This window comes from Marinobacter sp. H13 (genome assembly GCF_059072335.1).
Genome location: NZ_JCACRU010000001.1, coordinates 2,415,079 through 2,439,988, shown reverse-complemented (window position 1 = coordinate 2,439,988; position 24,910 = coordinate 2,415,079). Strand labels below are relative to the sequence as shown.

Annotated in this window: 17 protein-coding genes; 5 read left to right on the top strand and 12 right to left on the bottom strand. The window is 60.5% G+C overall.

The features are described 5' to 3' along the window. Nucleotides 1-6 precede the first annotated feature (6 nt). Genes AC5JQH_RS11220 through AC5JQH_RS11210 form a run of 3 tightly spaced genes read right to left on the bottom strand, consistent with a single transcriptional unit; the run spans nucleotide 7 to nucleotide 5,097 of the window. Nucleotides 7-690 carry an ABC transporter ATP-binding protein gene (locus tag AC5JQH_RS11220; RefSeq protein WP_493805594.1) on the bottom strand — a complete coding sequence of 228 codons (684 nt, stop codon included), beginning with the start codon at nucleotides 688-690 and terminating at the stop codon, nucleotides 7-9. Nucleotides 691-700: 10 nt separating this feature from the next. After that, entirely contained in the window at nucleotides 701-3,862 is a 3,162-nt protein-coding gene (locus AC5JQH_RS11215; RefSeq protein ID WP_092031247.1) for an efflux RND transporter permease subunit, read from the bottom strand. Beyond that, nucleotides 3,859-5,097, bottom strand: a complete 1,239-nt coding sequence (locus tag AC5JQH_RS11210; protein WP_493805593.1) for an efflux RND transporter periplasmic adaptor subunit — start codon at nucleotides 5,095-5,097, stop codon at nucleotides 3,859-3,861. The genes AC5JQH_RS11215 and AC5JQH_RS11210 overlap by 4 nt, the downstream gene beginning before the upstream one ends. A 154-nt stretch (nucleotides 5,098-5,251) precedes the next feature. On the opposite strand from AC5JQH_RS11210, the gene AC5JQH_RS11205 reads away from it, so the two are divergent. Both AC5JQH_RS11205 and AC5JQH_RS11200 read left to right on the top strand, forming a co-directional pair. Continuing rightward, the gene (locus AC5JQH_RS11205; RefSeq protein WP_104270473.1) at nucleotides 5,252-5,701 is read left to right on the top strand and encodes a potassium channel family protein; all 450 of its coding nucleotides are present in this window, start codon (nucleotides 5,252-5,254) and stop codon (nucleotides 5,699-5,701) included. 119 nt (nucleotides 5,702-5,820) lie between these two features. Next, complete coding sequence (locus AC5JQH_RS11200) at nucleotides 5,821-6,876, top strand: GGDEF domain-containing protein (protein ID WP_092031250.1); 1,056 nt, start codon at nucleotides 5,821-5,823, stop codon at nucleotides 6,874-6,876. 10 nt (nucleotides 6,877-6,886) lie between these two features. Here the strand turns inward: AC5JQH_RS11200 and AC5JQH_RS11195 are convergent, their stop codons facing one another. The 7 genes from AC5JQH_RS11195 to AC5JQH_RS11165 all read right to left on the bottom strand — a co-directional run bounded on the left by AC5JQH_RS11195 (nucleotide 6,887) and on the right by AC5JQH_RS11165 (nucleotide 18,183). Continuing rightward, entirely contained in the window at nucleotides 6,887-10,117 is a 3,231-nt protein-coding gene (locus AC5JQH_RS11195) for an efflux RND transporter permease subunit (RefSeq protein WP_493805592.1), read from the bottom strand. After that, nucleotides 10,114-11,187: an efflux RND transporter periplasmic adaptor subunit gene (locus AC5JQH_RS11190; RefSeq protein WP_082220559.1), complete on the bottom strand. Its 1,074-nt coding sequence runs from the start codon at nucleotides 11,185-11,187 to the stop codon at nucleotides 10,114-10,116. The genes AC5JQH_RS11195 and AC5JQH_RS11190 overlap by 4 nt, the downstream gene beginning before the upstream one ends. Before the next feature lie 82 nt (nucleotides 11,188-11,269). Continuing rightward, the gene (arcC, locus tag AC5JQH_RS11185; protein WP_493805591.1) at nucleotides 11,270-12,178 is read right to left on the bottom strand and encodes a carbamate kinase; all 909 of its coding nucleotides are present in this window, start codon (nucleotides 12,176-12,178) and stop codon (nucleotides 11,270-11,272) included. 1 nt (nucleotide 12,179) lies between these two features. Continuing rightward, on the bottom strand, nucleotides 12,180-13,181 hold the full coding sequence (locus AC5JQH_RS11180) for an ornithine carbamoyltransferase (protein WP_008177136.1): 1,002 nt from the start codon (nucleotides 13,179-13,181) through the stop codon (nucleotides 12,180-12,182). 18 nt (nucleotides 13,182-13,199) lie between these two features. Further along, complete coding sequence (locus tag AC5JQH_RS11175) at nucleotides 13,200-14,429, bottom strand: arginine deiminase (RefSeq protein ID WP_493805590.1); 1,230 nt, start codon at nucleotides 14,427-14,429, stop codon at nucleotides 13,200-13,202. 36 nt (nucleotides 14,430-14,465) lie between these two features. Beyond that, a complete protein-coding gene (locus tag AC5JQH_RS11170; RefSeq protein ID WP_008177132.1) occupies nucleotides 14,466-15,914 on the bottom strand; it encodes a YfcC family protein in 1,449 nt (482 codons plus the stop codon). 259 nt (nucleotides 15,915-16,173) lie between these two features. Continuing rightward, nucleotides 16,174-18,183 (bottom strand): TonB-dependent receptor domain-containing protein, encoded by a 2,010-nt coding sequence (locus AC5JQH_RS11165; RefSeq protein ID WP_421867047.1) that lies wholly within the window; start codon nucleotides 18,181-18,183, stop codon nucleotides 16,174-16,176. Nucleotides 18,184-18,321: 138 nt separating this feature from the next. Here AC5JQH_RS11165 and AC5JQH_RS11160 point away from each other — a divergent pair, with 138 nt between their 5' ends. From AC5JQH_RS11160 to AC5JQH_RS11150, 3 genes are all read left to right on the top strand, one after another. Then, on the top strand, nucleotides 18,322-19,593 hold the full coding sequence (locus tag AC5JQH_RS11160) for a sensor histidine kinase (RefSeq protein ID WP_108018085.1): 1,272 nt from the start codon (nucleotides 18,322-18,324) through the stop codon (nucleotides 19,591-19,593). After that, nucleotides 19,590-20,120, top strand: coding sequence for a response regulator transcription factor (locus tag AC5JQH_RS11155; RefSeq protein WP_014579097.1), 531 nt, complete (start codon nucleotides 19,590-19,592; stop codon nucleotides 20,118-20,120). The genes AC5JQH_RS11160 and AC5JQH_RS11155 overlap by 4 nt, the downstream gene beginning before the upstream one ends. Nucleotides 20,121-20,286: 166 nt before the next feature. Further along, nucleotides 20,287-22,419, top strand: a complete 2,133-nt coding sequence (locus AC5JQH_RS11150) for a putative bifunctional diguanylate cyclase/phosphodiesterase (RefSeq protein WP_493805589.1) — start codon at nucleotides 20,287-20,289, stop codon at nucleotides 22,417-22,419. An 11-nt stretch (nucleotides 22,420-22,430) separates the two neighbouring features. Here the strand turns inward: AC5JQH_RS11150 and AC5JQH_RS11145 are convergent, their stop codons facing one another. After that, nucleotides 22,431-23,090 carry an energy-coupling factor ABC transporter permease gene (locus AC5JQH_RS11145; protein WP_008177124.1) on the bottom strand — a complete coding sequence of 220 codons (660 nt, stop codon included), beginning with the start codon at nucleotides 23,088-23,090 and terminating at the stop codon, nucleotides 22,431-22,433. Nucleotides 23,091-23,171: 81 nt separating this feature from the next. Beyond that, a complete protein-coding gene (locus tag AC5JQH_RS11140) occupies nucleotides 23,172-24,905 on the bottom strand; it encodes a SulP family inorganic anion transporter (protein WP_493805588.1) in 1,734 nt (577 codons plus the stop codon). Between the last annotated feature and the right edge of the window lie 5 nt (nucleotides 24,906-24,910).

Sequence of the window (24,910 nt, the reverse complement as noted above, 5' to 3'; positions counted from 1 at the left end):
GCGGGCTCAGGTTTGCGGCAGATGACCCAGATCCAGATGCTGGCTGCAGCGGGTAGCCAGTTCGGGATCGTGGGTAGCGAGGATCAGTCCGCAACCATGACGGGCCTGCAGCTCGAAAAGCTGGCCGATCACCGCCTCGGCGGTATGCCGATCAAGACTGCCGGTCGGTTCATCGGCAAGAATCAGGGCCGGCTTCATAGCAAAGACCATGGCAAGCGAGGCACGCTGGCGCTGCCCGCCCGACACCTGATCCGGAAAGCGGTCCGCAAGCTCGCCAATGCCCAGTCGCTCCAGCCAGTCCCGGCAATCGTCCTCGGATTGACCAGCAAGCCGGGCCCGAAAACGCACATTGTCCAGCAGCGACAGGGCGGGCATCAGATTGGCTTCCTGGAACACCACACCGATCTGTTGTCGGCGTAGACCGCCCCAGCGCGCGTCGGCCTTGCTTGCGGCCTCCGTTGACCGGGCATCAAATGTTTCTCCGAGCACCTGAACGGTACCTGAATCAGGCTTTTCCAGGCCACACAGGATGTTCAACAGGGTGCTTTTGCCAGACCCCGATCGGCCTGTCAGCGCCAGCGATTCACCCGCACCGAGTTGCAACGAGAAATCGGTAAGCACCGGCACCGGCTCATCGCCGCTGCGAAACTGCTTGTTCAGGCCTCGGGCCGATAGCAAAGAATCCACCATGCTTGTCCTGTCACTCGGGCGCCCCGATCGGCTCTGCCATCTCGCCATGCCGCCGTGCGCGCCATTCCCGGAATTGCTCCAGCCAAGAAAGCAAGGCAGGAACCACCAGCAACACCAGAAGGGTCGAAAGCCCCAGACCAAACGCGATGGACGTGGCCATGGGAATCAGGAACTGGGCCTGCAGGGACGTCTCGAACAACAGGGGCAGAAGACCACCGATCGTTGTCAGCGATGTCAGCATCACTGCCCGAACCCGCTGTACCGCCGCTTCGTTGAGCGCATCGGTGATGTCCAGCCCTTTTTTCCGCTGCTGGTTATAGAAGGCTACGAGGATGATCGCGTTATTGACCACAATCCCGGACAGACCGAACAGGCCAAACAGGGAGAGAATGGTCAGCTGCAGCCCCATCAGCCAGTGGCCCAACAATGCGCCCACCAGGGCAAAGGGAATGATGGCCATGACAATCAGCGGCAGGCTCCAGGACGCAAACACCCAGGCCAGCACCACGTACATAAGCGCCAGTCCGATAACCAGGCCGGTTTGCATATCACCCAGGGTTTCCCGCTGGTCGGCCGCCCGGCCCTCGAAGCTGTAACGCACGTTATAACGACTGGCGATGTCGGGGAGGGCCTCGGCCTCAAGGCTGGTGAGGATCTGATCGGTGGTGCTGACCCGGGTGTTCAGCCCAGACGTCACCTCAACAGCCAGTCGCCCTTCGGCGTGTCGCAGGGCCTGGAAACCCTGCCGGTGATCCAGGTTCATAACCTGGGTCAGGGGCACAAAACGACCGTCCGGAACCCGGATCGTGATACGAGACAGGGTCGAAAGCCGCTCGCGCTGATCTTGTGGCAGCTGTACACGAACTTCCACTTCATCCCGGCCATCCTGGTAGATCTGGGCAATGCGACCATCAAAGGCCGCCCGGAGCTGGCGACCCAGATCCGACGTGGTCAGCCCCAACGCCTCACCATAGGCACTCACCTGGTAAATCAGCTGCTCCCGCCCCCAGGGCATGTCATCTTCCACATCAAGTACGCCAGGCAGCGTCGACAGCGCCTGCCCCAGTTCGTCGGCGGCCTGCTTTAGGCGTTCAGCGTTCTCACCGGTCAGCCGCACGTTGACGTCGCGGCCAGGAGGCCCGGCCTGGCGCTCGGAAATCGTCAGGTTGTCCAGCCCGGCGGGGGTCTCCAGCCGGCTGCGCCACTCGGTGATGAATTCCGGGTTGCGCACCGAACGGCGGTCGGAAGGCACCAGTTCGATCATCATTGAGCCCAGTTCGTCACCACTTCGGGAGCTGCCCTCGGCGCCCTGGGTTGCACCCCGTGTCGTTACGGCGTGAAGGATGAAATCGCCACCCAGGGCTTCTTCCGTCTCATTGAGCGTCGTCTGCATCTGGGTCAGGAAATCATCCACCGTGCCGCGATCGGTCCCGGCCACAAAGCTTGCGTTGGCATAGAAGACCGAGGGCTCCGGGGTCGGGAAGAAGTTGAAACCCAGCCGACCGCCGGCCAGCAGGCCGATGGTCACGATGGCCAGGGCCAGGGCACTGGCGACCGTGGCGCCCCGATGCTGGAGACTGTATCGGGAGAAGCGCCGGAACCGGCCTTCCCGGAACCGGTCGAACCGCTGTTCAAAGCCCTGCCGGAAACGTTCAATCGGGCCCGGCTTTTTCGGCTCCGACGCCTGAGATTTTTTCTTGCGCCGGGGTACAAAGGCATGGCGCAGGTGCGCGGGCAACACGATAAAACACTCAAGCAGCGAAGCGACCAGAACACAGATCATCACCAGTGGTATATCACCCAGGATATTGCCGATGACTCCGCCCACCACCAAAAGAGGCATGAAGGCCGCAACGGTGGTCAACGACGAGGCCAGTACCGGCCAGACCATGCGTTTCGCTGCACCTTCCGAGGCATAGATGGACTCCTCTCCCATTCGGGCATGGGCATCGGCATCCTCGCCCACCACAATGGCATCGTCGACGATCACCCCCAGTGCCATGATCAGTGCAAACAGGGAAATCATGTTGATGGAACCACCGATCAGCCAGAGCACTGCCATGGCCGCCAGAAAGGCAGTGGGTATCCCGACGGCCACCCACAGGGCCACCCGACCCGGCAGAAACAGGTACAACAGACAGATCACCAGCACCAGACCGCCCAGACCGTTTTTCACCAGCAGGGAAATACGATCATCCAGCAGTTGCCAGGTCTCATCGTACACCTCCAGTTCCACCGTTGGCGGCAGCACCGGCCGAGTATCCGTCAGCCAGTTTTCCAGGACTTTGGCCGCTTCCAGAGAATTGCCGTTTTCCGATCGCTGCAACTGCAGCTCAACCGCCGGCTTGCCGTCCTTTTCCAGCGTTACCTGGCTCTCACGGGCCTCCTGACGAATGATGGCGACATCGCCAAGATGGAGCTGAACCCGCTCACCACTGAGCACCGGAATGTTCTCAAATTCCTGCGGGCTGCGTCGCTGCTCAACCGCGCGCAATTCCCGGGTGGCGTCCTGCTGCGCCATCATGCCCGCGGGCAGGTCGCGGGAAATGGCCGCCACACGTTCCGCTATCTGTTCCAGTGAAAGCCCCAGTGTCTCGAGCCGCTCCACCGGTACATCAATGCTGATCTGCTGTTCCGGCAGGCCGCGGATCGACACCCGGTCAATGCCGCGCTGGAGCAGTTCATCTTCAAACCGGTACGCCATCTGCCGCAACTCACTGCGATCGACATCCCCATAAACCAGCAACCGGGCCACCGGTTCATAACGTTCAATGCGGGTGACCTGGGGCTCCTCCGCCTCGGCCGGGAAGTTGGTGAACTCGTCCACCTGCTGGCGCACGTCATCCAGGGCCTGGATCGGGTTGGTGCCCTCCTCGAACTCAAGCGTGATGGACGAGACACTCTGGGCCGAGGTGGAGGTCATTTTCTTCAGACCATCGACGCTTCGCAGTCGCTGCTCAAGGGGGTTGGTGATGCCCTGCTCGACGTCCTCGGCGGAGGCCCCACTCCAGACCACGCGGACACTGACCACGTCCAGGGCAAAAGTCGGGAAAAACTGGATATTCATGCGGGTGAGTGCCAGTACGCCACCCAGCAGCATGACCAGCATCACCAGGTTGGCAGCGACCCGATGGTGAACAAAAAAACCGATGACGCCCTTTTTCCGCCTCATTGTGCCGAAGCTCCGGAATCCGCGACATCCACCTTGAGGCCGGTCACCGCATTGGGCAGGTGTGTGGTGATCAGTTGCGCGCCAGACACCAGGGCTTCGCCAGACACCAGAAGGCGACGCTCGCCATTGCTACCCCGGGCTTCGCCAATGCGCTCGATCCGGGCGCGCTCCATCCGGCCATCAGAGGACATCAGGTAGACGCTGTCGGCACCGTAGAGGGCGCTGAACGGTATCGACACGGTATTGCTGCGGGCGGCCCGCTCCAGGGTCACGGGCAACAGCCCCCCCGGCCGTATTCCACCGGCCTCGCCCTCAAGTTCAAGAATGGCTTCAGTACCGGAGGCATCGCTGGTGCCGGCGAAGCGGGTGAGCCGGAACCGGTGCTGATCCCCCTCGCTGGTGGCCGTCAGGGTTTCCCCGCGGGCCAGCGCATCCAGCAGCTCGCCACGGAACATTTCCGGGACCCGAGCTCTGAGTTCAAGACCATCCACGGGATAGAGCGACAGCAGCGGTTCGTTTCGGCTTACCTGATCTCCCTCGGCAACCCGGATATCGGTCACCATGCCGTCGAAAGGCGCAACCATACGGGCTCGTTCGGCATCCCGCCGCGTGCTGAGCAAGTTTGCCTCGGCCTGGGCCAATTTTGCTTCGAGGCTCTGCAGCCGAGCCGGGTGCTCTTCAATCGCGCGCTGCCGGGTATTCACTGTCAGCTCGGCTCGTGCGGCAGCATCGGTAGCCGCCTCCAGAGCTTCGCGGGAGGCCAGGTTCCGGCTAACCAGCGATCGGGTGCGCTCCAGTTGTCGGCGGGCATTCTCGCGAATCGCCTGCTCGCTGGCCAGCGCTGCCTGGTCATTCCGATAGCGCACCTGCTCCGATCGGATCTGGGCTTTCAGATCGTTTACCTGAGCCTCGGCCTGAGCCAGGGCGGGTTGGATATCGGCCTCATCCAGAGCCACCAGAAGCTCTCCCTCACTGACACGCTGCCCCTCCGTTACCGGTCTGGCACCGATACGGCCCGCCAGGGTAGCGGTTACCGTCAGTTGCTCAGGCGCAAGAACCTCTCCGTAAAGGGGCAAAACCGGCGTGTGGGTTCCCGGCTCAACCTGCTGAACCTGAACACGCCAACTCCGCTCGGTGGCACTGACCTCTGCAGGCTCCGGGCGTGTCATCTTGAGAATCATGAAACCGGCGATACCGACGGCGAGAATCAATACGGGAATGAGTCGTTTGGACATTACTTGCTGGCCAGCTAAGGTAAAAAAAGCCCGTCGGGCTGTTAGGTTCAGACTACTATACAATCAAGGCTCGTTTTTCGGATCGGACAAGCCTGGGTCCTGCGTCAATTTTACGCAGTGTATCCTCCATTCATGGCAACGGAGAGTATCTGTCTTGGCAGTAGAACATCATGTCAATCTCCTGAACGCAACGCTGATCAACGGGTTGATCGTTGCCGTCGTGGTCCTGATCCACCACGAAGTACTGATTAATTTGAGTGGACTCCTGTCGAAAATGCGGCAGAGCCATCGGTTCCGGTCGATTGCCGCCGTATTCGGCGTTCTCGCCGCACACACCCTGCAAGTCTGGATCTTTGCCGGTGCTTTTTATCTCATGCACCATGCCGAGGGCTGGGGCGAACTTGGCGGCAATTTCAGCGGCAGCATCCTGGACTGCGTCTACTTCTCCTTCACCACATTTACCACCGTCGGCTACGGGGATGTCGAACCCTTTGGCATCCTGCGTTTCCTCACCGGCATAGAAGCGCTCTCCGGGCTGGTTCTGATCACCTGGAGCGCCTCCTTCTTGTTCGTGGAAATGCAGCGTTACTGGCCCACCCGCTAGACTTTAGTCTAAGATCGACGGTTACTGTGCATGGATTCTGATCTAATACCCGGATCTTGCGGCATGTGCACTGTCTTTGTACATATCGCCCCAGAGCGCCGGACATTCAGACCAGACCCATGGAAAGCTACAGGGAATCACAGAAGCACCTTGCCCGTCCTTACCGCAAAGCGGTACTGAAGACGCTGCTGATCTTTACCGCCATCAGCGGCCTGCTGTTTTTTACCCTCAACGTCCAGAGAGAGAATTACCCCCTGGCCTTTGCCGAGCTTGGCATGGCCTGCTACTCGGTTTTCATCCTCTGGGCCATTGGCAACACGAGACACCTGGAACGCTGGATTCTCGCCTTTATCCTGCCGTTCTGCATCACCATGATGTTCGCACTCACATCACCCCGGGCAACCACCACGGTCTTCGCCTGGGTCCTGTTGATTCCCATCCTTTCCCACCTTCTGATGGGCCGGCGCCTGGGCCTGCTGGTATCTGCCGTGTTCATGGGCACGGCAGCCGTGATCTTCTTTTTCAAATACCAGGATGCTCCGGACATGATACAGCCCCTTCCAATTGCCAATATGGGGCTGATGTCACTGACCATCCTCGCGTTCTCTCACATTTACGAGATCACTCGGGAGCAATCCGAATCACGCCTGCTTAAAATGGCCCAAACTGACGCACTCACCGGCCTCGCCAACCGGGCGCGCCTCAGCGATGTGTTTGAACAGGAGCGCAAACGCAGCCTCCGTAACGGAACCCCACTATCCGTGCTGGTACTGGATCTGGACCATTTCAAACAGGTTAATGATCAGCATGGTCACGAGGCCGGAGACCTGGCGCTCAGGCATGTCGCCAGCACCCTGCGCGCTTCGCTCAGAGCAACCGATCTGGCTACCCGGCTGGGTGGCGAGGAGTTCGCCATTCTGCTCACCAACACCACCGCAGACCAGGCTCATCGGGTGGCAGACAAGATCCGGGGTGCGATTGAATCTCACCCCGTGCCCTATCAGGACCAATCCATTGGCCTGACTATCAGCGGCGGCATTGCCCAGTTTGGTCCGGACGGTGGCGATCTGCGCAGCCTGATCGGCCGGGCCGACCAGCACCTCTATCACGCCAAGGATTCCGGACGTAACCGCATCATCAGCTCCGACAGCGCCCTGATTCCCTGCCAGGCGTAATCAATTTAGCTCACACCCACTTGCAACGCGCCAGTGTGTAATAAAGCAATGGCACCACCAGAACGGTCAACAAGGTGGACATGGCCAGGCCAAATACCAGCGATATCGCCAGGCCGTTAAAAATCGGATCGTTCAGAATAAAGTAAGCACCCACCATCGCCGAGATCGCCGTCAACGCGATGGGTTTGATGCGCACCGCGCCCGCCAGGACCACCGCCTCATCAAGCTCGACACCCTCCTCAATCAGCTGCCGGATAAACACCACCAGCAGGATCGAGTTGCGCACGATGATCCCGGCCAAGGCAATCATGCCAATCATGCTGGTGGCCGTGAACTCGCGCCCCAGCAGCGCATGGCCGGGCATGATGCCGATCAGGGTCAGCGGGATGGGCGCCATGATCACCAGCGGCAGAATATAGGAACGGAACTGCGCCACCAGCAGAACAAAGATCATGAACACACCCACGCTGTAAGCCGCGCCCATGTCCCTGAAGGTTTCGTAGGTGATCTGCCATTCGCCGTCCCATTTGAGCGTGCCCTTTTCCGGCAATGGGGGCTGGTCGATGAAATACTGCTCCGGGGCCCCCGCTTGCTGGTTCAGGCGCTCGACCATGGCAAACATGCCGTACAGCGGCGAATCGATCTCCCCCGCCATGTCTGCCGTCACGTAGGTTACCGGTAGCAGATCCTTGTGGTAGATCGCCCCCATCCAGTCGGCTTCGCGTACGTCCGCAATGCTTGCCAGAGGAACCAGTGCGCCGCTGCGGCTCCGCACCTTCAGCGATAACAGCACCGATGGCTGGGCCTTGTCGCCTTCGCCGAGAATCACCCGGATAGGAACCGGGTACTTGGCATGATCATCATGCAGGAAACCGACATTGGTCCCGCCCAGGGCCGTCTGAAGGGCAGCAACCACCTGGGCCTGGGAAACACCAAGCCGTGCCGCACGGTCCCGATCCACCACCACTTCCCACTGCCGTGTGGGTGCCTCCAGGGTGGTGTCGATATCCACCAGGCCATCGACGCTGGTCATGCCTTCGGCCACCTGCCGGGCCAGTGCCGCCCGTCGGTCTTCATCCACCGCATAGATCTCCGCGACCACGGGTGAAAGCACCGGCGGCCCTGGTGGCACCTCGACAATCTTCACGCTGGCTCCGTACCGCTCACCGATCTCGGTCAACGGATCCCGAAGGGACTGGGCAATATCATGGGACTGCCGGTTCCGATTCTCCTCATGAATAAGGTTTACCTGGATATCGCCGTGATAGGGCTCGCCACGCAGGTAATACTGCCGCACCAGTCCGTTAAAATTGATCGGCGAGGCGGTGCCGGCGTAGGTCTGCCAGTTGGCCACTTCGTCCACCGTCTCCAGATAGCTGCCCATTTCCATCAGCACCCGCTGGGTCTGCTCCATGGGCGTGCGCTCGGGCATATCCACCACCACCTGCAGCTCGGACTTGTTGTCAAACGGCAGCATTTTCAGGATCACCGCCTGGAATACCGGCAGCGAAGTAGCAGCCAGGGTCAGCCCCACCACGCCCAGTGCCAGCAAACGACGCCGCCAGGGATGATCGCCCAGGAACGGACCGAGCACAGTCCGGAAAATTCGCAGGGACAAGGGGCTAACGCCATCCGCAGAGCTGGACGCCTCCTCGGCTTCGGCAGCCTGCTGCCCCTTCTTGTGTTTGAGAAGCCTGAAAGCCAGCCAGGGGGCCACCACGAAGGCGACAATCTGGGACAGCACCATACCCGCGGAGGCATTGATCGGAATCGGGCTCATGTAGGGGCCCATCAGGCCACTGACAAACGCCATCGGAATCAGCGCTGCCATGATGGTCAGGCTGGCCATGATGGTGGGTGTGCCCACCTCGTCCACGGCAACGGGAATAATGTCCTTCACCGCCCGCCGGGAGTTCTGGATCCGCCGGTTGATGTTCTCGGTGATCACGATGCCATCATCCACCAGAATACCGATGGAGAAGATCAGCGCAAACAGGGAGACGCGGTTCAGGGTGAAACCCCAGGCCCAGGAAAACACCAGGGTCAGCAGCAGGGTAATCAGAACCGCAATGCCGACGATCAAAGCCTGGCGCCAGCCCATGGCCGCCAGAACCAGCAGCACGACGCACAGGGTGGCAGAGATCAGATCGGTAATCAGTTTGCGGGCTTTCTGGGAGGCGGTCACGCCATAGTTCCGGGTCACCAGCACCTCCACGGATTCCGGCAAGGCCCGGTTACGCAACTGCGCCAGGCGTTCTTCAATAGCCGTGGTGATATTGATGGCGTTCTCGCCAGGCTTCTTGGCGATGGCCAGGGTAACCGCCGGGTAAACCTGGCCGGGCTGGCCAGCCTTGCCGTCCCCATGGGCCGGTCCGAATCCGGTCATCAAACTCTGATCCGCCACGGTGCCACCACGGCTGACATCCGTCACGTCCTCCAGGTAAACGGCAGCGCCGTTGTGCATACCCACCACCAGACGCCGGACATCCGCCACCGTTTCCAGAAGCGTTCCGGCCTGGACCGGTATCGACAGATTGTCCCGGGTAATCCGGGCCTCCTGGCTGCTGGTGTTGGCCGCGGCCAAGGCGTTACGAATATCCTCGATGGTCAGGTTGAAGCCAGCCAGCAACGCCGGATCGAAACGGATATCCACGCGATCCGGAATGCCGCCGGTGGTATAGACATCCCGGGTGCCCGGAACCCGCTTCAGGGCAACTTCCAGCATGTGCGCCAGGCGGGTCAGTTCCTCACCCGTGTGGCCGTTGACCGGATCGTAGAGGGTCAGGGTCATCACCGGAACATCATCGATGCCTCTGGGTTTGATCACCGGCTGGGTCGCACCCAGATTGGCCGGCAGCCAGTCCTGGTTCGAATACACCTGGTTGTAGAGCCGCACCAGGGCCTCCTGACGTGGAATGCCCACCTCAAACTGAACCGTGATAACCGCCTGGCCCTGGCGAGACACCGAGTAGACGTGTTCCACGCCCTGGATCTCGCTCATCACCTGTTCGGCTGGCGTGGCGATGGCACTTTCCACTTCGCGGGTGCTGGCGCCAGGGAACGCCACCATGATGTCGGCCATGGTGACGTCAATCTGGGGTTCTTCCTCTTTCGGGGTGACCACCATCGCCAGCACACCAAGAATGATCGCCAGAATGGCCAGCAACGGGGTGAGGTGGTTGTTCTGAAAAACCCGGGCAATGGCCCCGGATGGGCCAACGGGCGGCAAATCACGGCTCACGGATTCGACTCCTCGACCGCGCCTTCAGCCGGATTCAAACGATCGCTGCCCACCAGTTCGGAGGGGTTCGTGACCACACGCTCGCCTTCACTGAGGCCGGCCAGGATCTCGAGCCTGCCGTTATCCCGCACCCCCGTGCGTACCTGGCGCAACCGGGGCTGATCCTGCTGGTCCAGCACGAACACGGCTCTGAGCTCGCTGCGTTGAATCAGACTGCTGGCCGGCACCCACAGAGCCTCCCGGCTGTTAACCGGCACGCTGACTTTAACCAGCATGCCGGGAAACAGGGAGCCGTTGGGTTCACTCAGGCGCATCCGCAGACGGAAGGTGTGAGTTTGCGGATTTGCATAGGGGTAGAAGGTCATCTCACCGGTTTCCAGCACCCGGCCATCGGCCAGGGTAACCTGCGCCTGACGCTCCGTGCGGGCCAGTTTGGCGTATTTCTGGGGAAGGTCAACCACAACCCGAAGCTGTTCCAGGGATAACCCACTGAGCAACGGCTGACCGGGATTGACGGATTCGCCAACCTCGACATGGCGCTCGGTGAGAATGCCACCGTAAGGAGCCAGCACGCGGGTATAGGAGAGTTGCTCCTGCGCCTCGGAAACCGCACCTTTGGCTCGCTCCACCCTTGCCCGGGCGGCGGCGAGGTTGTTACGGGCCTGATCGAACTCTTGCCGGGACACCAGACCCCGTTCGTGCACCGCTTCAATACGCTCAAACCGCTGCCTCGCATCCGCCAATGCGGCTTCAGCCTCTTCCAACCCGGCCTGGGCCTGACGCAAACGGGATCGCTGCTCACTGTCCTCCAGCTGGACAATCAGATCACCGGCCGCAACGGAATCATCCACGTCGTAAGGCAGGCTCTGGACCGTGCCACTGGTCTGGGCCGAGACGGTACTCTGCTGTACGGCTTCAATGACGCCATCGAGGTGCACGGTCTCCTGCAGCTCGCTGAGCTCGACGACCGCTGTCGTCGCCGGTCGGGAAGGCGACGCCTGCTGTCCGAGCGCCGCCTGGGCCAGCAGGCCGAGAGTTACAAGCAATCCTGCGGCAGCCATTCGCCCCATAAGGCACCTCCGGAAAATTCTGGTTATTACCTAATAACAAAATATTATCAGAATCTGGACCCGGAAAACACGGAAGGAACAGCTAGCCGGCCGATACGCGGGTGCCCGCCGAGCCGTCAAGGATAGCCACGGCATCCTGCAACCGGCCGATGCCGCTTATCCCACCAGCCTCGGCAAAATCGCAGGCGGCCTGCAGTTTCGGGCCCATGGATCCGGCCGGCATCTCCAGGGCCCGGGCCTGAGCCACTGTCAGTTCGGCAAGCGGCGTCGAATGATCGGTTCCGAAATCCCGGTAGACAGCATCCACATCGGTTAACAGGAGCATCGCGTCCGCTCCAAGCTGGCTGGCCAGCAAGGCACTGGCGGCGTCCTTGTCGATAACCGCTTCAATACCTACCAAGCTGCCATCGTCCCTCCGCAGCACGGGTATTCCCCCACCCCCCGCACACACCACGACCACGCCCTGGTCGAGCAGTAACTTCAGTACGCGCATGTCCGGTATTTCCAGGGGTTTGGGCGAAGTCACTACCCGGCGCCACTTGTCGCCATCCGGCGCAATGCTCCAGCCCGCACCGGCGGCCCGGCGCTCGGCCTCTTCACGATCGTAGACCGGCCCGACAAACTTGGTCGGCTTTTCAAAAGCCGGGTCTCTGGGATCCACCACGACCTGGGTCAGCAAGGTTGCGACAGGCCGGTCATGTTCCAGGGCGTTCTCCAGTTCCTGTTCGATCATGTAGCCGATCATGCCCTCGGTTTCCGCTCCCAGGACATCCAGCGGGTAAGCCTCATCCGGTTTGTAGGAGGCGCCCTGTAAAGCCAGCAGCCCCACCTGGGGCCCGTTGCCATGGGTAACCACCAGGTCGTGGCCGGCCCGGACAACCGCGGCCAGCGATCGGGCCGCAATCTGCACATTGTTGCGCTGGACCCCTGCAGTCAGCGGCTCCCCGCGTTTCAGAAGGGCATTCCCCCCCAACGCTGCCACAACCAGCATGTCAGCCTCCCAGGGTCGCCACGAGGACGGCCTTGATGGTGTGCATGCGGTTCTCGGCCTGATCGAAAACAATCGAAGCGGGGCTTTCGAAAACCTCTTCAGTCACCTCCATGGCGTCGATGCCATAGGTCTCCTGAATCTCCTTCCCCACCACCGTCTCGGTGTTGTGAAAGGCCGGCAGACAGTGCATGAACCGAACCCGCGGATTGCCGGTTTTGGCCATCAGGGCCGCATTCACCTGGTAAGGCATCAGCAATTTGATCCGTTCGGCCCACTTTTCTTTCGGTTCGCCCATCGAGACCCAGACATCGGTATACACGAAATCGACGCCGGAAACGGCGGCGTCAACATCCTCCGTGATGGTAATGCGCGCTCCGGTTTCGGCCGCCAGCGCCCGGGCCTCCTCCTGAACGGTCTGGCCAGGCCAGCAGGCTTTTGGTGCGCACAAGCGCACGTCCATGCCCATCTTGGCGCCACCGATCAGCAGGCTGTCGCCCATATTGTTGGCGGCATCGCCGATGAACACGTAGGCCACATCCCGCAACGGCTTTTCCACATGCTCCTGCATGGTCAGAAAATCCGCCAGGATCTGGGTGGGGTGAAATTCATTGGTGAGCCCGTTGTAGACCGGCACGCCGGCGTACTGTGCCAGCTCTTCCACAACCGATTGTCCGAATCCCCGATACTCAATGGCATCGTAAACCCGGCCAAGAACCCGGGCAGTGTCTTTCACTGATTCCTTGTGGCCAATGTGGGTTCCGGTCGGCCCCAGGTAAGTTACCCGCGCCCCCTGGTCGAAGGCAGCAACTTCAAACCCGACCCGGGTCCGCGTGGAATTCTTCTCGAAGATCAGAGCGATATCCTTGCCTTCGAGCTTGGGCACTTCGGTGCCCGCGTACTTGGCCGTCTTCAGATCCGCAGACAGCTTCAGTAAAAAAGCGATTTCCCTGGGGCTGAAATGCCGCAGGGTAAGAAAATGTCGGTTCTTGAGATTGAATGCCATAACGTTTCTCCCTGGCTCTCAGATCGCGTCCCGGATGGTCGGGCAACTCATGCACCGACCCCCGCCCCGGCCACGTCCCAGCTCGGCACCGGGTATGGCCAGAACCTCGATACCCGCGGCAGAAAGCGCCGCGTTGGTATCGTCGTTGCGGTCGTAGCCGACAACCACACCAGGGCTCAGGGCCAGCACATTGTTGCCGTCGTTCCACTGTTCCCGCTCGCGTTCTTCCGGCGTGTCGCCGCCGGTTGCCACGACTTCCAGGGCCGGGTAGCCGAGAATTTCAGCAACCACCTCGAACAGATGCCGGGAATCCTGGTTGAAGGCCAGCGTCTTCGCTCCCTCACCGGGGCGCAGGTCGTAGCAGATCACGGCATCGGCCACCTCCTTGAAGGCAGTAACCACATTGCCGCCACAGAAGGTAAACACGGTATCCAGATGCATGGCCGAACGGGTTTTGGGCAACTGGCAGGCAATCACCCGGTCCACCATGCCGCCATCAAACAAGGCTTTCGACAGCTGACCGATGGCCTGGGGAGAGGATCGCTCGCCCATGCCTACCAGAACCGTTCTGTTCCCCAGCGGCATGATGTCCCCACCCTCCAGGGTGGCCAGGCCATGGTCTTCCAGTGGGTCGCCCCAGTGCACGTTCACCTTGCCGGCGAATTTCGGGTGGAATCGGTAGATAGCGGCCATCAGAAGGGTTTCAGGCTTACGGGCAACCCAGTACATGGGGTTAAGGGTGACCCCGCCATATACCCAGGCGCTGTTGTCACGGGTGAACAGGAAGTTGGGCAGTGGCGGCAGAACAAAGCCGAAACGCCCGAGGTGGTTGCCAAACAGACCGACGGGATCGAATGGCAGATCCCCCACCTCCAGGCCACCGATCAGGAATTCGGCGAGTGCCTTTTCGGGCAGTTCATCCATCCAGGCCCGCAGATCCGACACCATGCCCACGCCAATGTGGTTCCAGTTGATCCGATGGTCGAGAATCCAGGCCCGGCCCTCTGGAACCGCCAGGGTTTCCGCCAGCAACTCGTTAACATCCAGCACCTCGACACCCCGGCCCCGCATGATTTCGGCAAACACGTCATGATCTTTCTGGGCCTGCTTGACCCAGAACACATCATCGAACAACAGGGCATCGCAGTTGGACGGCGTCAACCGCCGGTGAGCCAGCCCCGGCCGGCAGATGATGACCTGGCGCAGGGTGCCGGTTTCCGAGTGTACTCCAAGTGTTTGTTCAGACATGACAAAACTCCTTTTGTCGCAGGGTCACAGCGGGGGTCACAAAAGTGTGCCGACGCTGATAACCACAGTGATAAACACGGTCAGAATAAGCAGCAAGGGCCAGATAAAGGCCAGCCAGCGATCGTAGGACACGCGCCCGATGGCAAGGCCGCCAACCACCACCGCGAAGGTGGGGTTGATCAGGTTCACCAGACCGTTGGCAGACTGATAGGCAGTTACCACCAGATCCCGCCCGACGTTGGCAAAATCCGCCAGCGGCGCGAGGATCGGCATGGACAGGACGGCCAGGCCAGAGGACGACGGCACGAAGAAACTCATGCCCACCTCGATCCAGAACATCAGGTTGATAAAGGCCAGTTCCGGCAGGCCACCCAGCGAGGTTTCGGCGCTGTGGAGGATGGTATCGGCAATCATGCCCTGCTCCATGATCACCACGATGCCGCGGGCAAGGCCGACCACCAGGGCAACCCCGAGCAGATCCCGGGCGCCATCGACAAAACTGCCGGTCAGTTTCTTTTCGCCCAGTCGTGCAATGATGCCGATCACAATGGCTGCACCAAAGAACAGAGAGCCCATCCGGGCCATCCACCAGCCCTGGGATGACACACCCCAGATCATCACGGCAAAGGTCAGGGCAAAGATAACCAGGGCAATAATCTGGGTGGTTGTCAGGGTGGCGCTGTGAATCTCCTGGTCACCTCCCTGCAGAAACAGTTTCTTGTGCGCTGCCCATTGCTTTGCCACCACCGAGCGCGAGGGGTCGGTTTTTACGCGATGGGCATATCGCATAACGTAGCCGATACAGATCAACAGGCCGCCGATCAGCAGAATAAAACGCAGCACGATGCCGTCGGTGAACGGTATTCCAGCAGCATTGGCTGCAATCACCGTGGCGAACGGGTTGATGGTTGAACCCAACACGCCGATCCCCGCTCCGATCAGGATGATGGCAACGCCTGTAACGGCGTCGTAGCCGGCCGCAAGTATCACGGGAATCAGAATGGCGTAAAAAGCCAGGGTCTCCTCTGCCATGCCGTAGGTGGTGCCACCGATGGCGAAGAGCACCATCAGTATCGGAATCATCCAGATCTCATGGCCTTTCAGATGCCGCATCGCGCTGCGAATGCCGGTATCAATAGCTCCGGTCGCATTCATCACACCGAGGAAACCACCCAGGAACAGTATAAACATGGCGACATCGATGGCATTGGCAACGTAACTGTCGGGGTCGTAGAACCCGGCTGTGGGTGCCATCAGGACATCAACGAACCCCTGGGGATTCGGATCAACGGTCTGGTAGGTGCCCGGAACTGCCACTTCCCGACCAACCTCTTCATTCATGGCGCGCTCGTACTGCCCGGCCGGAATAAGCCAGGTCAGCGCGGCCACCAGAATAATCAGGCCGAAAAGAATGGTGTAGGCGGTGGGGAATCGGGAAGCAAGGTCGGTTTCAGGGTTTTCTGGCAATTTTTCGTCTTCAGTCACGATGCGTCTCCTTTCGTGAATCGCATTGTGCAGACAGGTTCCTTCCGGGAACCTCAAGAAGCCAAACACAGCCTCAGCGGCTGATGGCCACTGGTTCAGATCTGCATCAGGCCAGCATAGTGCAGCCCGCCGCTTCCTGAATTGAGATAGCGCAATTTTTAATCAACCATAAAAAAGCCCCGGGTGGAGGAGTTGTTTCCACTCGGGGCAAGAATGTCACCCGCCGGCTATGAGAAGCGGGTAACCGCCATGCAAGGTCTTACCACCTGGCTGTCAGTGCGGCACGCAGGGTCCTGCCAGGCTCATTAACTCTTACGGCTTCGGGGTTGAATGGATCAGTATTGGCCCTGCTAACATGGGGCGCCCATGTATTGTCGAACAGGTTATCCACTGCCCAGCTGATGCTCAGATAGTCGGCGAGCGGGTGGCTCCCGGACAGGTTCAGCACGCCGTAGCCTGGCGAGGTGCCGGGATCCTGGCCGGATTCCAGGTCCACCCGGTCCTGTCGGCGGGCCAGCACCCACTCCAGTTCAACGCCATGGCCCATGTGCTGCCAGCCAAGGGTCTGAATAAACTGCACCGGCGGAATCTGCGGCAGGGGTTTGTTTTCGTCACGGTTTTCACCTCGTACCGAGGCCAGACTGCTGTTAGTGCTCCAGGTGCCGTTGCTCCACCCAAGCTGAGCCTCAACACCCATCAGCCGCGCATCGATATTGCGGTAGACGCTGACCTGATCCACATTGCGCGTGCGCAGGACGAAGTCATCCACCTGATCCACCCACACGGCCGGGCGCCAGTGCCAGCCGTTGCTCTGGCCAGGCATCGCCACTTCCACCTTGCGATGCGTCTCAGGGTCGAGAGAAGGGTTGCCTACCCAGCGTCTTGCCGGATCCATGTTGTTCCAGCTGGCAATGTAGCGTTCAGTCACGCCCGGGCTGCGGACGCTATGGCTTGCCGTAACCACCAGCGACTGGATGGGAGAAAACCGCCAATCGCTGCTTACAAAGCCACTGAAGTTGTCATCGCTCGCATCGGTGTTGGTAGTGCCGTAGATCGCCTCGTAGGCATCGGCGGCAGACATGGCCATCATGCCACTACCAAACACCTGATCGGCGGCCCCAGCGGACATTTCCACGCGATCGTAGCGCACGCCACCACCCAGTTTTAACGCCGGGGTTACCCGGTAGAAGCGCTCAGCGAAGAGGCCGAAACGGTCTCGATCCACGTCGGGCCAGAGTACCGACGTCAGCATATCCAGATTCGCGCCGCCAAACCGTTCGGCGTGCCAGTTATTGGTCTCGACATCCGCACCAATGGCCCAGTCTGTTCTGGCATCCGGACTCTGATCCAGGGTCAGACGGAGGCCCCGGGTTTCGGTCTCGGAATCGGTCAGCATTTTCATCATGGACTCACGGAGACTGAAATTATCCATGATGTGATCAACATCGGCCTGCCAGGCCAGCAGGTTCCAGTTGCCGTTGGCCACGGGCGAGCCCAGCTCCAGTCGCATGATGTCGGTATCGGTTTTCGGCGCATCCATGCCGGAGCCGGCGTATTTCACGTCCCGCTCCTCCTGACGGCTTACCAGGCCTTTGATATAGAACCCGTTATCCGCCTTCCACGCAGCATCGAGGCGGGCCTCAGAGTTCTTGTAGGCGCTGCGCACTTCGTTGCCATCGCCGTCCTCGTAATCGTCCGCCTCGTCGTAACCGCCTGCGAGCCGAAGCCAGGCACTGTCACTCCCCACTGCGGCACTGCCATTGACCAGTTTGCCATTGCCGTTGTCCGCGCCGCCCACCGTCAAATGACCTGTGGTGGCGGAATCATCGAAGACTGGCGCTGCTGTGGTGGCAATAATCTGGCCACCGGTGATCGGGCCCCAGCGAAGGGTCTGGTTACTGGTGCGCACCTCGAGCAAGGGTGCCAGTGCCGAACTCAGGCGACTGGTCGGCGGGTCCATGCGATTCGGGCAGGCCCCTTCAACGCGAATACCGTCCAGAAGCACATCCACCCGCTCCTGGCTTTGACCACGAATCACCGGTTCCAGGCCGCGACCTCCCATTCGGGAGAGCGACACTGACGGATCAGAGGACAAACGTTCAACGGGCTCTGAAGCCAACGTACTCGAGGCCTCTTCTATGCTCTGCCCCTCAGTAACATGAATGACCGGCAAGTCGGGAGAACTCTCCTGGGCCAACACTCCGGCGGGCAAGGAAACCAATCCCGCAGCACACAATCCGATGAAACGCGTTCCAATTACCGTCGCCATACAACCTCATCCTGACCAGCTCTGATAGTTGGCGCCAATCATAAACATCAGCCGGCGCCAGCGCCTGAGACCAAATGCCGCATCCCCTCGGAGGTATTACCGCGTATCCCGATGGAAAAAAACGCTAGAATGCCCGCTATGGAATGGCTGACCCACTCACAGACCGGATTTCAACAGACTGCCCGCTATCTGCTGGGCATGCGTCTGGCTATTGTTGCGCTGCAGCTTATTTCGATCGCCGTGGCGGAAACCATGGTAACCCTGGCCCATCGGGCTGAAGCGGTTATCCTGCCCCTAGCCTATGGGGTTATGGCAACCCTGGCCTGGCTCTGGTTTACCCGTCGCCCACCGCGCTCGACACAGGCCGTCAGCCTGGTGCTGATTGTCGATTTGCTTTTGATCGGAGTCTGGCTTTACCTGACGGGCGGCTATACCAACCCCCTGGTTTCTCTGTTGCTGCTGCCTATCGCCGTTGCCATTGTGCTGGTGCCACTGGGCCAGAGCATTGCCGTTACCGTCGCCGGCGTTGCGGTTTATACCTCCCTGGTGATCTGGCATACGCCGGTCACCCATGGACATCACAACGCCAACCTGGCCCAGTTACACCTGGTCGGCATGTGGGTGACCTTCGCCACAACCGCTGCCATCCTGCTGCTGGTTGTCGGTGCCCTGGCACGTCGCCTGCGCCAGCAACAGGCCCAGCTCGCACAGATACGGGAAACCCGGCTGCGAGATGAGCAGATCATCGCCCTCGGACTGTCGGCTGCTGCAGTGGCACATCGCCTGGGGACGCCGCTGAACACCATGACGCTGCTGGTGGAGGAAATGAAATCCGCTGCCCCGGTCGGCGACCCCATCGCCGACGACCTCGCACTGATGGAAAGTCAACTGGGCCTGTGCACGACCCACCTGCAACAGCTGTCTTCGGCGGCCGTGCAGGCCAAGACCGCGCAACTGGAAACCCTGCCAGCCCGGGACTGGGTGGCACGTCTTCGGGAATCCGCTACCCTGCTTTGGCCGGGTGCCGCCATTGAATGGCGTCAGCCTGTGCCGGACTGCCCGGTTGCCGTGGACGCCACCCTTGATCAGGCCGTTCTGAATGTGTTGGCCAACGCAGTAACAGCCAGCCCGTCCTGGGTCGCCGTTGCAGCCAGTGAGGGTGCCGATGGCCGGCTGGAGCTGGTTGTCGAGGACCATGGTGATGGCCTGGAATCCACCCCGGAAGGTACGCTCGGGGACAAGGTAGTCAGTTCGGAGAATGGGCTCGGAGTTGGCCTTTTCCTTTCCAACGCCACCATCCAGCGTCTTGGAGGCACACTGAAAGCCCGGGGTAGTGCGGACGGTACCACCATCATCATAGAGCTGCCGATAACGGCAGCGACCAACGGCCTAGCGGGAGAACAGGCGTGAGCAAACAACAGGCGTGGCTGCTTATTGATGACGATGACGCCTTTCTGCAGGTGCTTCAGCGCTCACTCGGACGCCAGGGCATCGAAGCGAAGCTTGCCCACGGGCATCAGGAAGCAAAAACCGCCCTGCTGGAGGGAACCTTTCACCGGTGCGTACTGGATCTGAACCTGGCAGGCGAAAGCGGCCTGCAGCTTCTGCCAGAGATTCTGGACATGCATCCGGATCTGGAAATCCTGGTGCTGACCGGTTACGGCAGTATCGCCACGGCGGTCGAAGCCATGCGCCGCGGCGCGGTGAACTATCTGTGCAAACCGGTAACGGTCAACCAGCTGCTGGCCGGATTCGAGCCGATTGATGCGCCGCCGGATCTCCGGGCGGAGCCGCCCTCGGTCGAGGAAATGGAGTGGGAGCACATCCAGCGGGTTCTCAACGAAAACGAGGGCAACGTCTCTGCCACCGCCCGCGCCCTGAACATGCATCGACGTACCCTGCAACGAAAGCTCCAGAAGCACTCGCGCTGGCGCTGACCGATACCCATAGGTATTTGGCGCAAAACTGACATTTATCAATTCACCTAGACCATTTACCCATGGTTTTTCAGAGCTATTCCGGTAGCATGCCCGACATTTGCGACAGGTCTCACGGGAGGAGAGTTCGTAAATTTACACACCGGAGTACACGTTACTGACTCTCATGCCCAGATCCCCCACGACGGTTACACCACCCTCAGACATCGACCCCAAGCGCCTGGCCATGGTTGCGGCGGTTACGCCCAATTTTCTGGTGATGCTGGATGATGCCGGCCGCATTGAATGGGTTAACCCCAGCTTTGAGGAACACACGGGGTATCAGCTTGACGAGGTGCGCGGATGCCTCCCAAAGGAAGTGCTTTACGGGCCGGACACCGACCCCGAAACCATCAAGCGCATTAACCAGAAGCTGCATCGGGCCGAAATCATTGAAGAAGACATTCTTCACTACACCAAAGCCGGACAGCCCTACTGGGTGCATACCTATTGCGTTCCGATAGGTACAGAGCAGGGCGTTGACCCTGGTTATATCGCCATTCAGAACAACATCTCCGACAGGAAGAACAGCGAGCGGGGCCTGCGGATCGCGGCCAGCGTGTTCGACCGCAGCCACGAAGCCATCCTGATCACCGACCAGTCGAACCGGATCCTGGATGTGAATCCTGCGTTTTCGCGGATTACCGGCTATAGCCGGCAGGAGGTTCTGGGCCTCAACCCGGCGATTCTCAGCTCCGGCCGACATTCCGGGGAATACTACCGGTCCATGTGGCGTACCATCGAGAAAACCGACCACTGGCGGGGCGAAATCTGGAACCGCCGGAAAAACGGTGAAGAGTTTGTGGAACTGCTATCCATCAGCCGCGTGCATCTGGAAGAACCCGGGCAGTATTACCATGTGGCGGCCTTCTCGGACATCACCGCACTCAAGAACCATGCGCGCGAACTCGACCGGGCGGCCAACTACGACGATCTGACCGGCCTGCCCAACCGCCAGTTGCTGGAAGAGCGACTGCGCACAGCCCGCAGCCACGCCGACCGGCAACATCGCAGCGTGTCGGTGTGCTATCTGGACCTCGACGGCTTCAAGGGTATCAATGACAAATGGGGGCAGTCGGCCGGTGACCAGACCCTGCGCACCCTGGCCGAGCGACTGACCCGTGCGCTGCGCAGCGGCGACACCGTTGCCCGGATCGGTGGCGACGAATTTGTCCTCCTGCTGCAGGGCGATGACAACCACGAAGCGGTTTATCAGCGCATTCTGGCCACCGTCGGCGATCCGGTAACGGTGGGCGATCAGAATGTTTCACTCACGGCCAGCCTCGGCATTACCCGCTACCCGGAAGATGGATCAGACGCCGAAGGTCTGATTCGGCATGCCGATCAGGCCATGTACTCCGCCAAGGAAAAAGGCCGCAATCAGTATCACTTGTTCGATCCCGGCCTGGACGAGCATCGCCGGAACCGGCGCAATCAGTTGATGGAAATCTCCAGGGCCCTGGAAAACGAGGAATTCGAGCTGTTTTTCCAGCCCCAGATCCGTGTCACGGATTGCGAGCTTTTCGGTTTTGAGGCGCTGATCCGCTGGAACCACCCCCAGAAAGGGCTGGTTTCACCGGGCGAATTTCTGCCGATTGTCGAGAACAGTCACCTTGAAGTACCACTGGGACAGTGGGTATTGAAAGAAGCCATTCACCAGATGAACGCCTGGAAGGAAGCGGGAGAGAATCTGGCGATCAGCATTAACATCAGCGCTCCGCACCTGATGGACCGCTCATTTGCCGACTACCTGGAGAGTTACCTGCACAGCCACCCGGAGGTGGCACCCGGCCATATCACGCTGGAGGTTCTTGAATCGACTGCACTGGAGGACACCCAGCGAGCCAGCAACGTTCTGGCGCGCTGCCAGAGCCTCGGCCTTCAGGTGGCGCTGGACGATTTTGGCACCGGTTTCTCATCCCTGACCTACCTGCGTACGCTTCCGGTGGACATCATCAAGATCGACCAGAGTTTTGTTCGCAACATGCTTGAGGATGCCGGCGACCGCGCCATCGTTGAGAGCGTGATCTTCCTGGCCCAGCGGTTCGCCCACCCGGTTCTGGCCGAAGGCGTTGAAACCATGGAACACGCCCGGACACTCAGGCAGATGGGATGCAATTTCGTGCAGGGCTACGGGATCGCCCGCCCCATGCCGGCAACCGAGGTGCTGGGCTGGGCAAGGAAATGGCAGCATAGGGCCCGTTCCGGCAAGGCCGGCGACCTGCTCAGCACCGCCGTCGCCAGTGGCAAGGGCCTCTGAGCCGGAAAGCTCTACCGGTAGCGTCTCTGGTCCAGCGTGGTCAACCGGTCCGGATGGAAGACCATGAGGCCAGTCACAAAAGTGCCGTTCACGAACCCTTCGGGAATCATGAACAACGGCAGGTAACGGATGTACTCATGCACCAGTTGGTCAAACGTGTAGACGCCACTGCTCCATAGCATGAGGCACATGACACCACCGGCGGCTGCCACGGAAATGCCGGCCCCGAAGAACCCGCAGAAGAAGATATAGGCGAAGAAATTCCGGAAATCCCGCCGGCGTTCCCAGAGCATGATTCCGTGGCTGACAATGGCAGGCACCATCACGGTAATCAGCCCGTTGGCCGCAAACATGATCAGGGGTTCTCGTCCGGTAATGACCGTGATCACCAGCGCCAGCAATCCCGCCAGCACCGCAAGCGCCCACCCCAGCATCAGCGTTATCACCGTGATCCCGAAAATGTGGATGGCCAGGCCGGGAGAAATGCCTGCCCTCAGCTGCCAGACGAATCCGAGCACCACGGCCGCGCCGAAGAACGAGTGCTGGAGCGCGTTGTCCTTGCGTAAGGCTGGCCAGTCAATGGAGCGCACCGCCCGGACAAGAATTACCAGAAAAAGCAGCAGCGTGATGATCCACTGGCTGGTGGATAGCAGATTTTCAGTCATGCCCATAGTGAACGTACCGCAGTAACGGGGTCGGGTATGACATCTTAGCGGCTCGCCCCACCCCCGGTGCAAGCGAGCCCAGATAGATCAGGCGACCTGTCTCTCTTGCTTGCCAAGGTCGGTGAGGCGCTGCCAGGCTTCAAAGGTGCTGAGGAAAACCTCGCCACCCAGGTGGGAAAGCAGTTCCGTGCCTTTCAGTTTGTCCATGACGGGGCCTTTCACTTCCGCCAGATGCAACCTCACTCCTGCATCCTTCATACGCTCGTTAATCGCCTCCAGACTTTCGAGGGCCGAGGCGTCCACCAGATTCACGGCCGGACACATCAGCACCAGGTCCTTAAGCTCCGGCTCCCGTATCATCAGGTCCATAACCGTTTCCTCAAGGAAGCGTGCGTTGGCGAAGTACAGGCTCTCGTCTACCCGCAGGAAGGTCACCTTCGGGCACAGCTCCACGTCATGGCGAAGCACGTTGCGGAAGTGCTCGGTTCCCGGTACCCGACCAACCACCGCGCTGTGGGGGCGGCTGGTTCGATACAGAAACAGGCCTATCGAAAGCGCCACCCCGGCGATAATGCCGGCCTCGACACTGTGCACCAGAGTCAGCACGATGGTGGCGAGCATGGCGCCAAAGTCCGTGCGGGAGTAGCGCCAGGTGCGACCCAGGGCCGGAAGGTCGATCAGCGTGGCCACGGCGACGATGATGGTCGCCGCCAGGGTCGCCTGGGGCAGATAGGCAATGGCTGGCGTCAGGAATAACGTTGCCATGGCGATACCCACAGCCGCATAGGCGCCGGCGGCGGGAGTCTCGGCCCCAGCGTCAAAGTTGACCACGGAACGGGAGAAGCCACCGGTGACCGGCATGCCGCCGGAAAAACCGGCGCCCAGGTTGGCAGTACCCAGGCCAATCAGCTCCTGGTCCGGATCAATACGCTGGCGACGTTTCGCGGCCAGGGTCTGGCCAACAGACACCGACTCCACGAAACCCACAACACTGATCAGCAACGCGCTGACCGCCAGCTGCTGCCACAAGCCCATGTCCAGGCTCGGCATGGTGAAATCGGGCAGTCCCCGGGGCACATCCCCGACCAAACGCACACCCTGGCCATCAAGCTGGAACTGCCAGGCCACCAGGGTGGTGACCAGAACCGCCAGAATCGGCGCGGTTTTGGTAAGAATATCCGCCATTCTCGGGGCCAACCCCATTGCCATCAAAAGCGGCTTCAGGCGTTTGCGGGCCAGCATCAGGAAAATCAGCGCTCCGGCACCGACCCCCAACGTTGCCAGGTTGGTGTCACCGATGGATCCCAACAGCGAGTGAGCAATCTCCAGAAGGTTGTGACCCGAGGCCTGGATTCCGAAGATATGCTTCAGCTGACTGGCAGCAATCACAATGCCGGAGGCCGTGATAAAGCCCGAAATCACCGGATGGCTGAGAAAATTGGCCAGGAAACCCAGCCTGAGGACACCCATCAGGGTCAGCATCAACCCAGACATGACCGCCAGCAAAACGGCACCAGCCACGTATTCCGGTGTACCGAACTCCGCAAGAGGCGCCAAGGCCGCTGCGGTCATCAGGGAAGCCACAGCAACCGGGCCCACCGACAGTGTTCGGCTGGTGCCGAAGACAGCGTAAATAACCAGGGGCAGGATACTGGCGTACAGACCCACCTGGGCAGGCAACCCGGCCAGCAAGGCGTAGGCCAGCGACTGGGGGATGAGCATGACGGTAACGATGATCGCGGCCACCAGATCACTGGTGGCCTGTTCCCGGCCATATTTTGGGGCCCAATCCAGCATGGGCAGATAGCGTTTAAGATTCATCGGGA

Bases quoted from the DNA above. Each gene is read 5' to 3' on its own strand.
- AC5JQH_RS11200 (WP_092031250.1), top strand. From the start codon at position 5,821: ATGGAAAGCTACAGGGAATCACAGAAGCACCTTGCCCGTCCTTACCGC.
- AC5JQH_RS11160 (WP_108018085.1), top strand. From the start codon at position 18,322: ATGGAATGGCTGACCCACTCACAGACCGGATTTCAACAGACTGCCCGC.
- AC5JQH_RS11190 (WP_082220559.1), bottom strand. From the start codon at position 11,187: ATGGGGCGAATGGCTGCCGCAGGATTGCTTGTAACTCTCGGCCTGCTG.
- arcC (WP_493805591.1), bottom strand. From the start codon at position 12,178: ATGCTGGTTGTGGCAGCGTTGGGGGGGAATGCCCTTCTGAAACGCGGG.
- AC5JQH_RS11220 (WP_493805594.1), bottom strand. From the start codon at position 690: ATGGTGGATTCTTTGCTATCGGCCCGAGGCCTGAACAAGCAGTTTCGC.
- AC5JQH_RS11175 (WP_493805590.1), bottom strand. From the start codon at position 14,429: ATGTCTGAACAAACACTTGGAGTACACTCGGAAACCGGCACCCTGCGC.
- AC5JQH_RS11180 (WP_008177136.1), bottom strand. From the start codon at position 13,181: ATGGCATTCAATCTCAAGAACCGACATTTTCTTACCCTGCGGCATTTC.
- AC5JQH_RS11140 (WP_493805588.1), bottom strand. From the start codon at position 24,905: ATGAATCTTAAACGCTATCTGCCCATGCTGGATTGGGCCCCAAAATAT.
- AC5JQH_RS11215 (WP_092031247.1), bottom strand. From the start codon at position 3,862: ATGAGGCGGAAAAAGGGCGTCATCGGTTTTTTTGTTCACCATCGGGTC.
- AC5JQH_RS11210 (WP_493805593.1), bottom strand. From the start codon at position 5,097: ATGTCCAAACGACTCATTCCCGTATTGATTCTCGCCGTCGGTATCGCC.
- AC5JQH_RS11165 (WP_421867047.1), bottom strand. From the start codon at position 18,183: ATGGCGACGGTAATTGGAACGCGTTTCATCGGATTGTGTGCTGCGGGA.
- AC5JQH_RS11150 (WP_493805589.1), top strand. From the start codon at position 20,287: ATGCCCAGATCCCCCACGACGGTTACACCACCCTCAGACATCGACCCC.
- AC5JQH_RS11145 (WP_008177124.1), bottom strand. From the start codon at position 23,090: ATGGGCATGACTGAAAATCTGCTATCCACCAGCCAGTGGATCATCACG.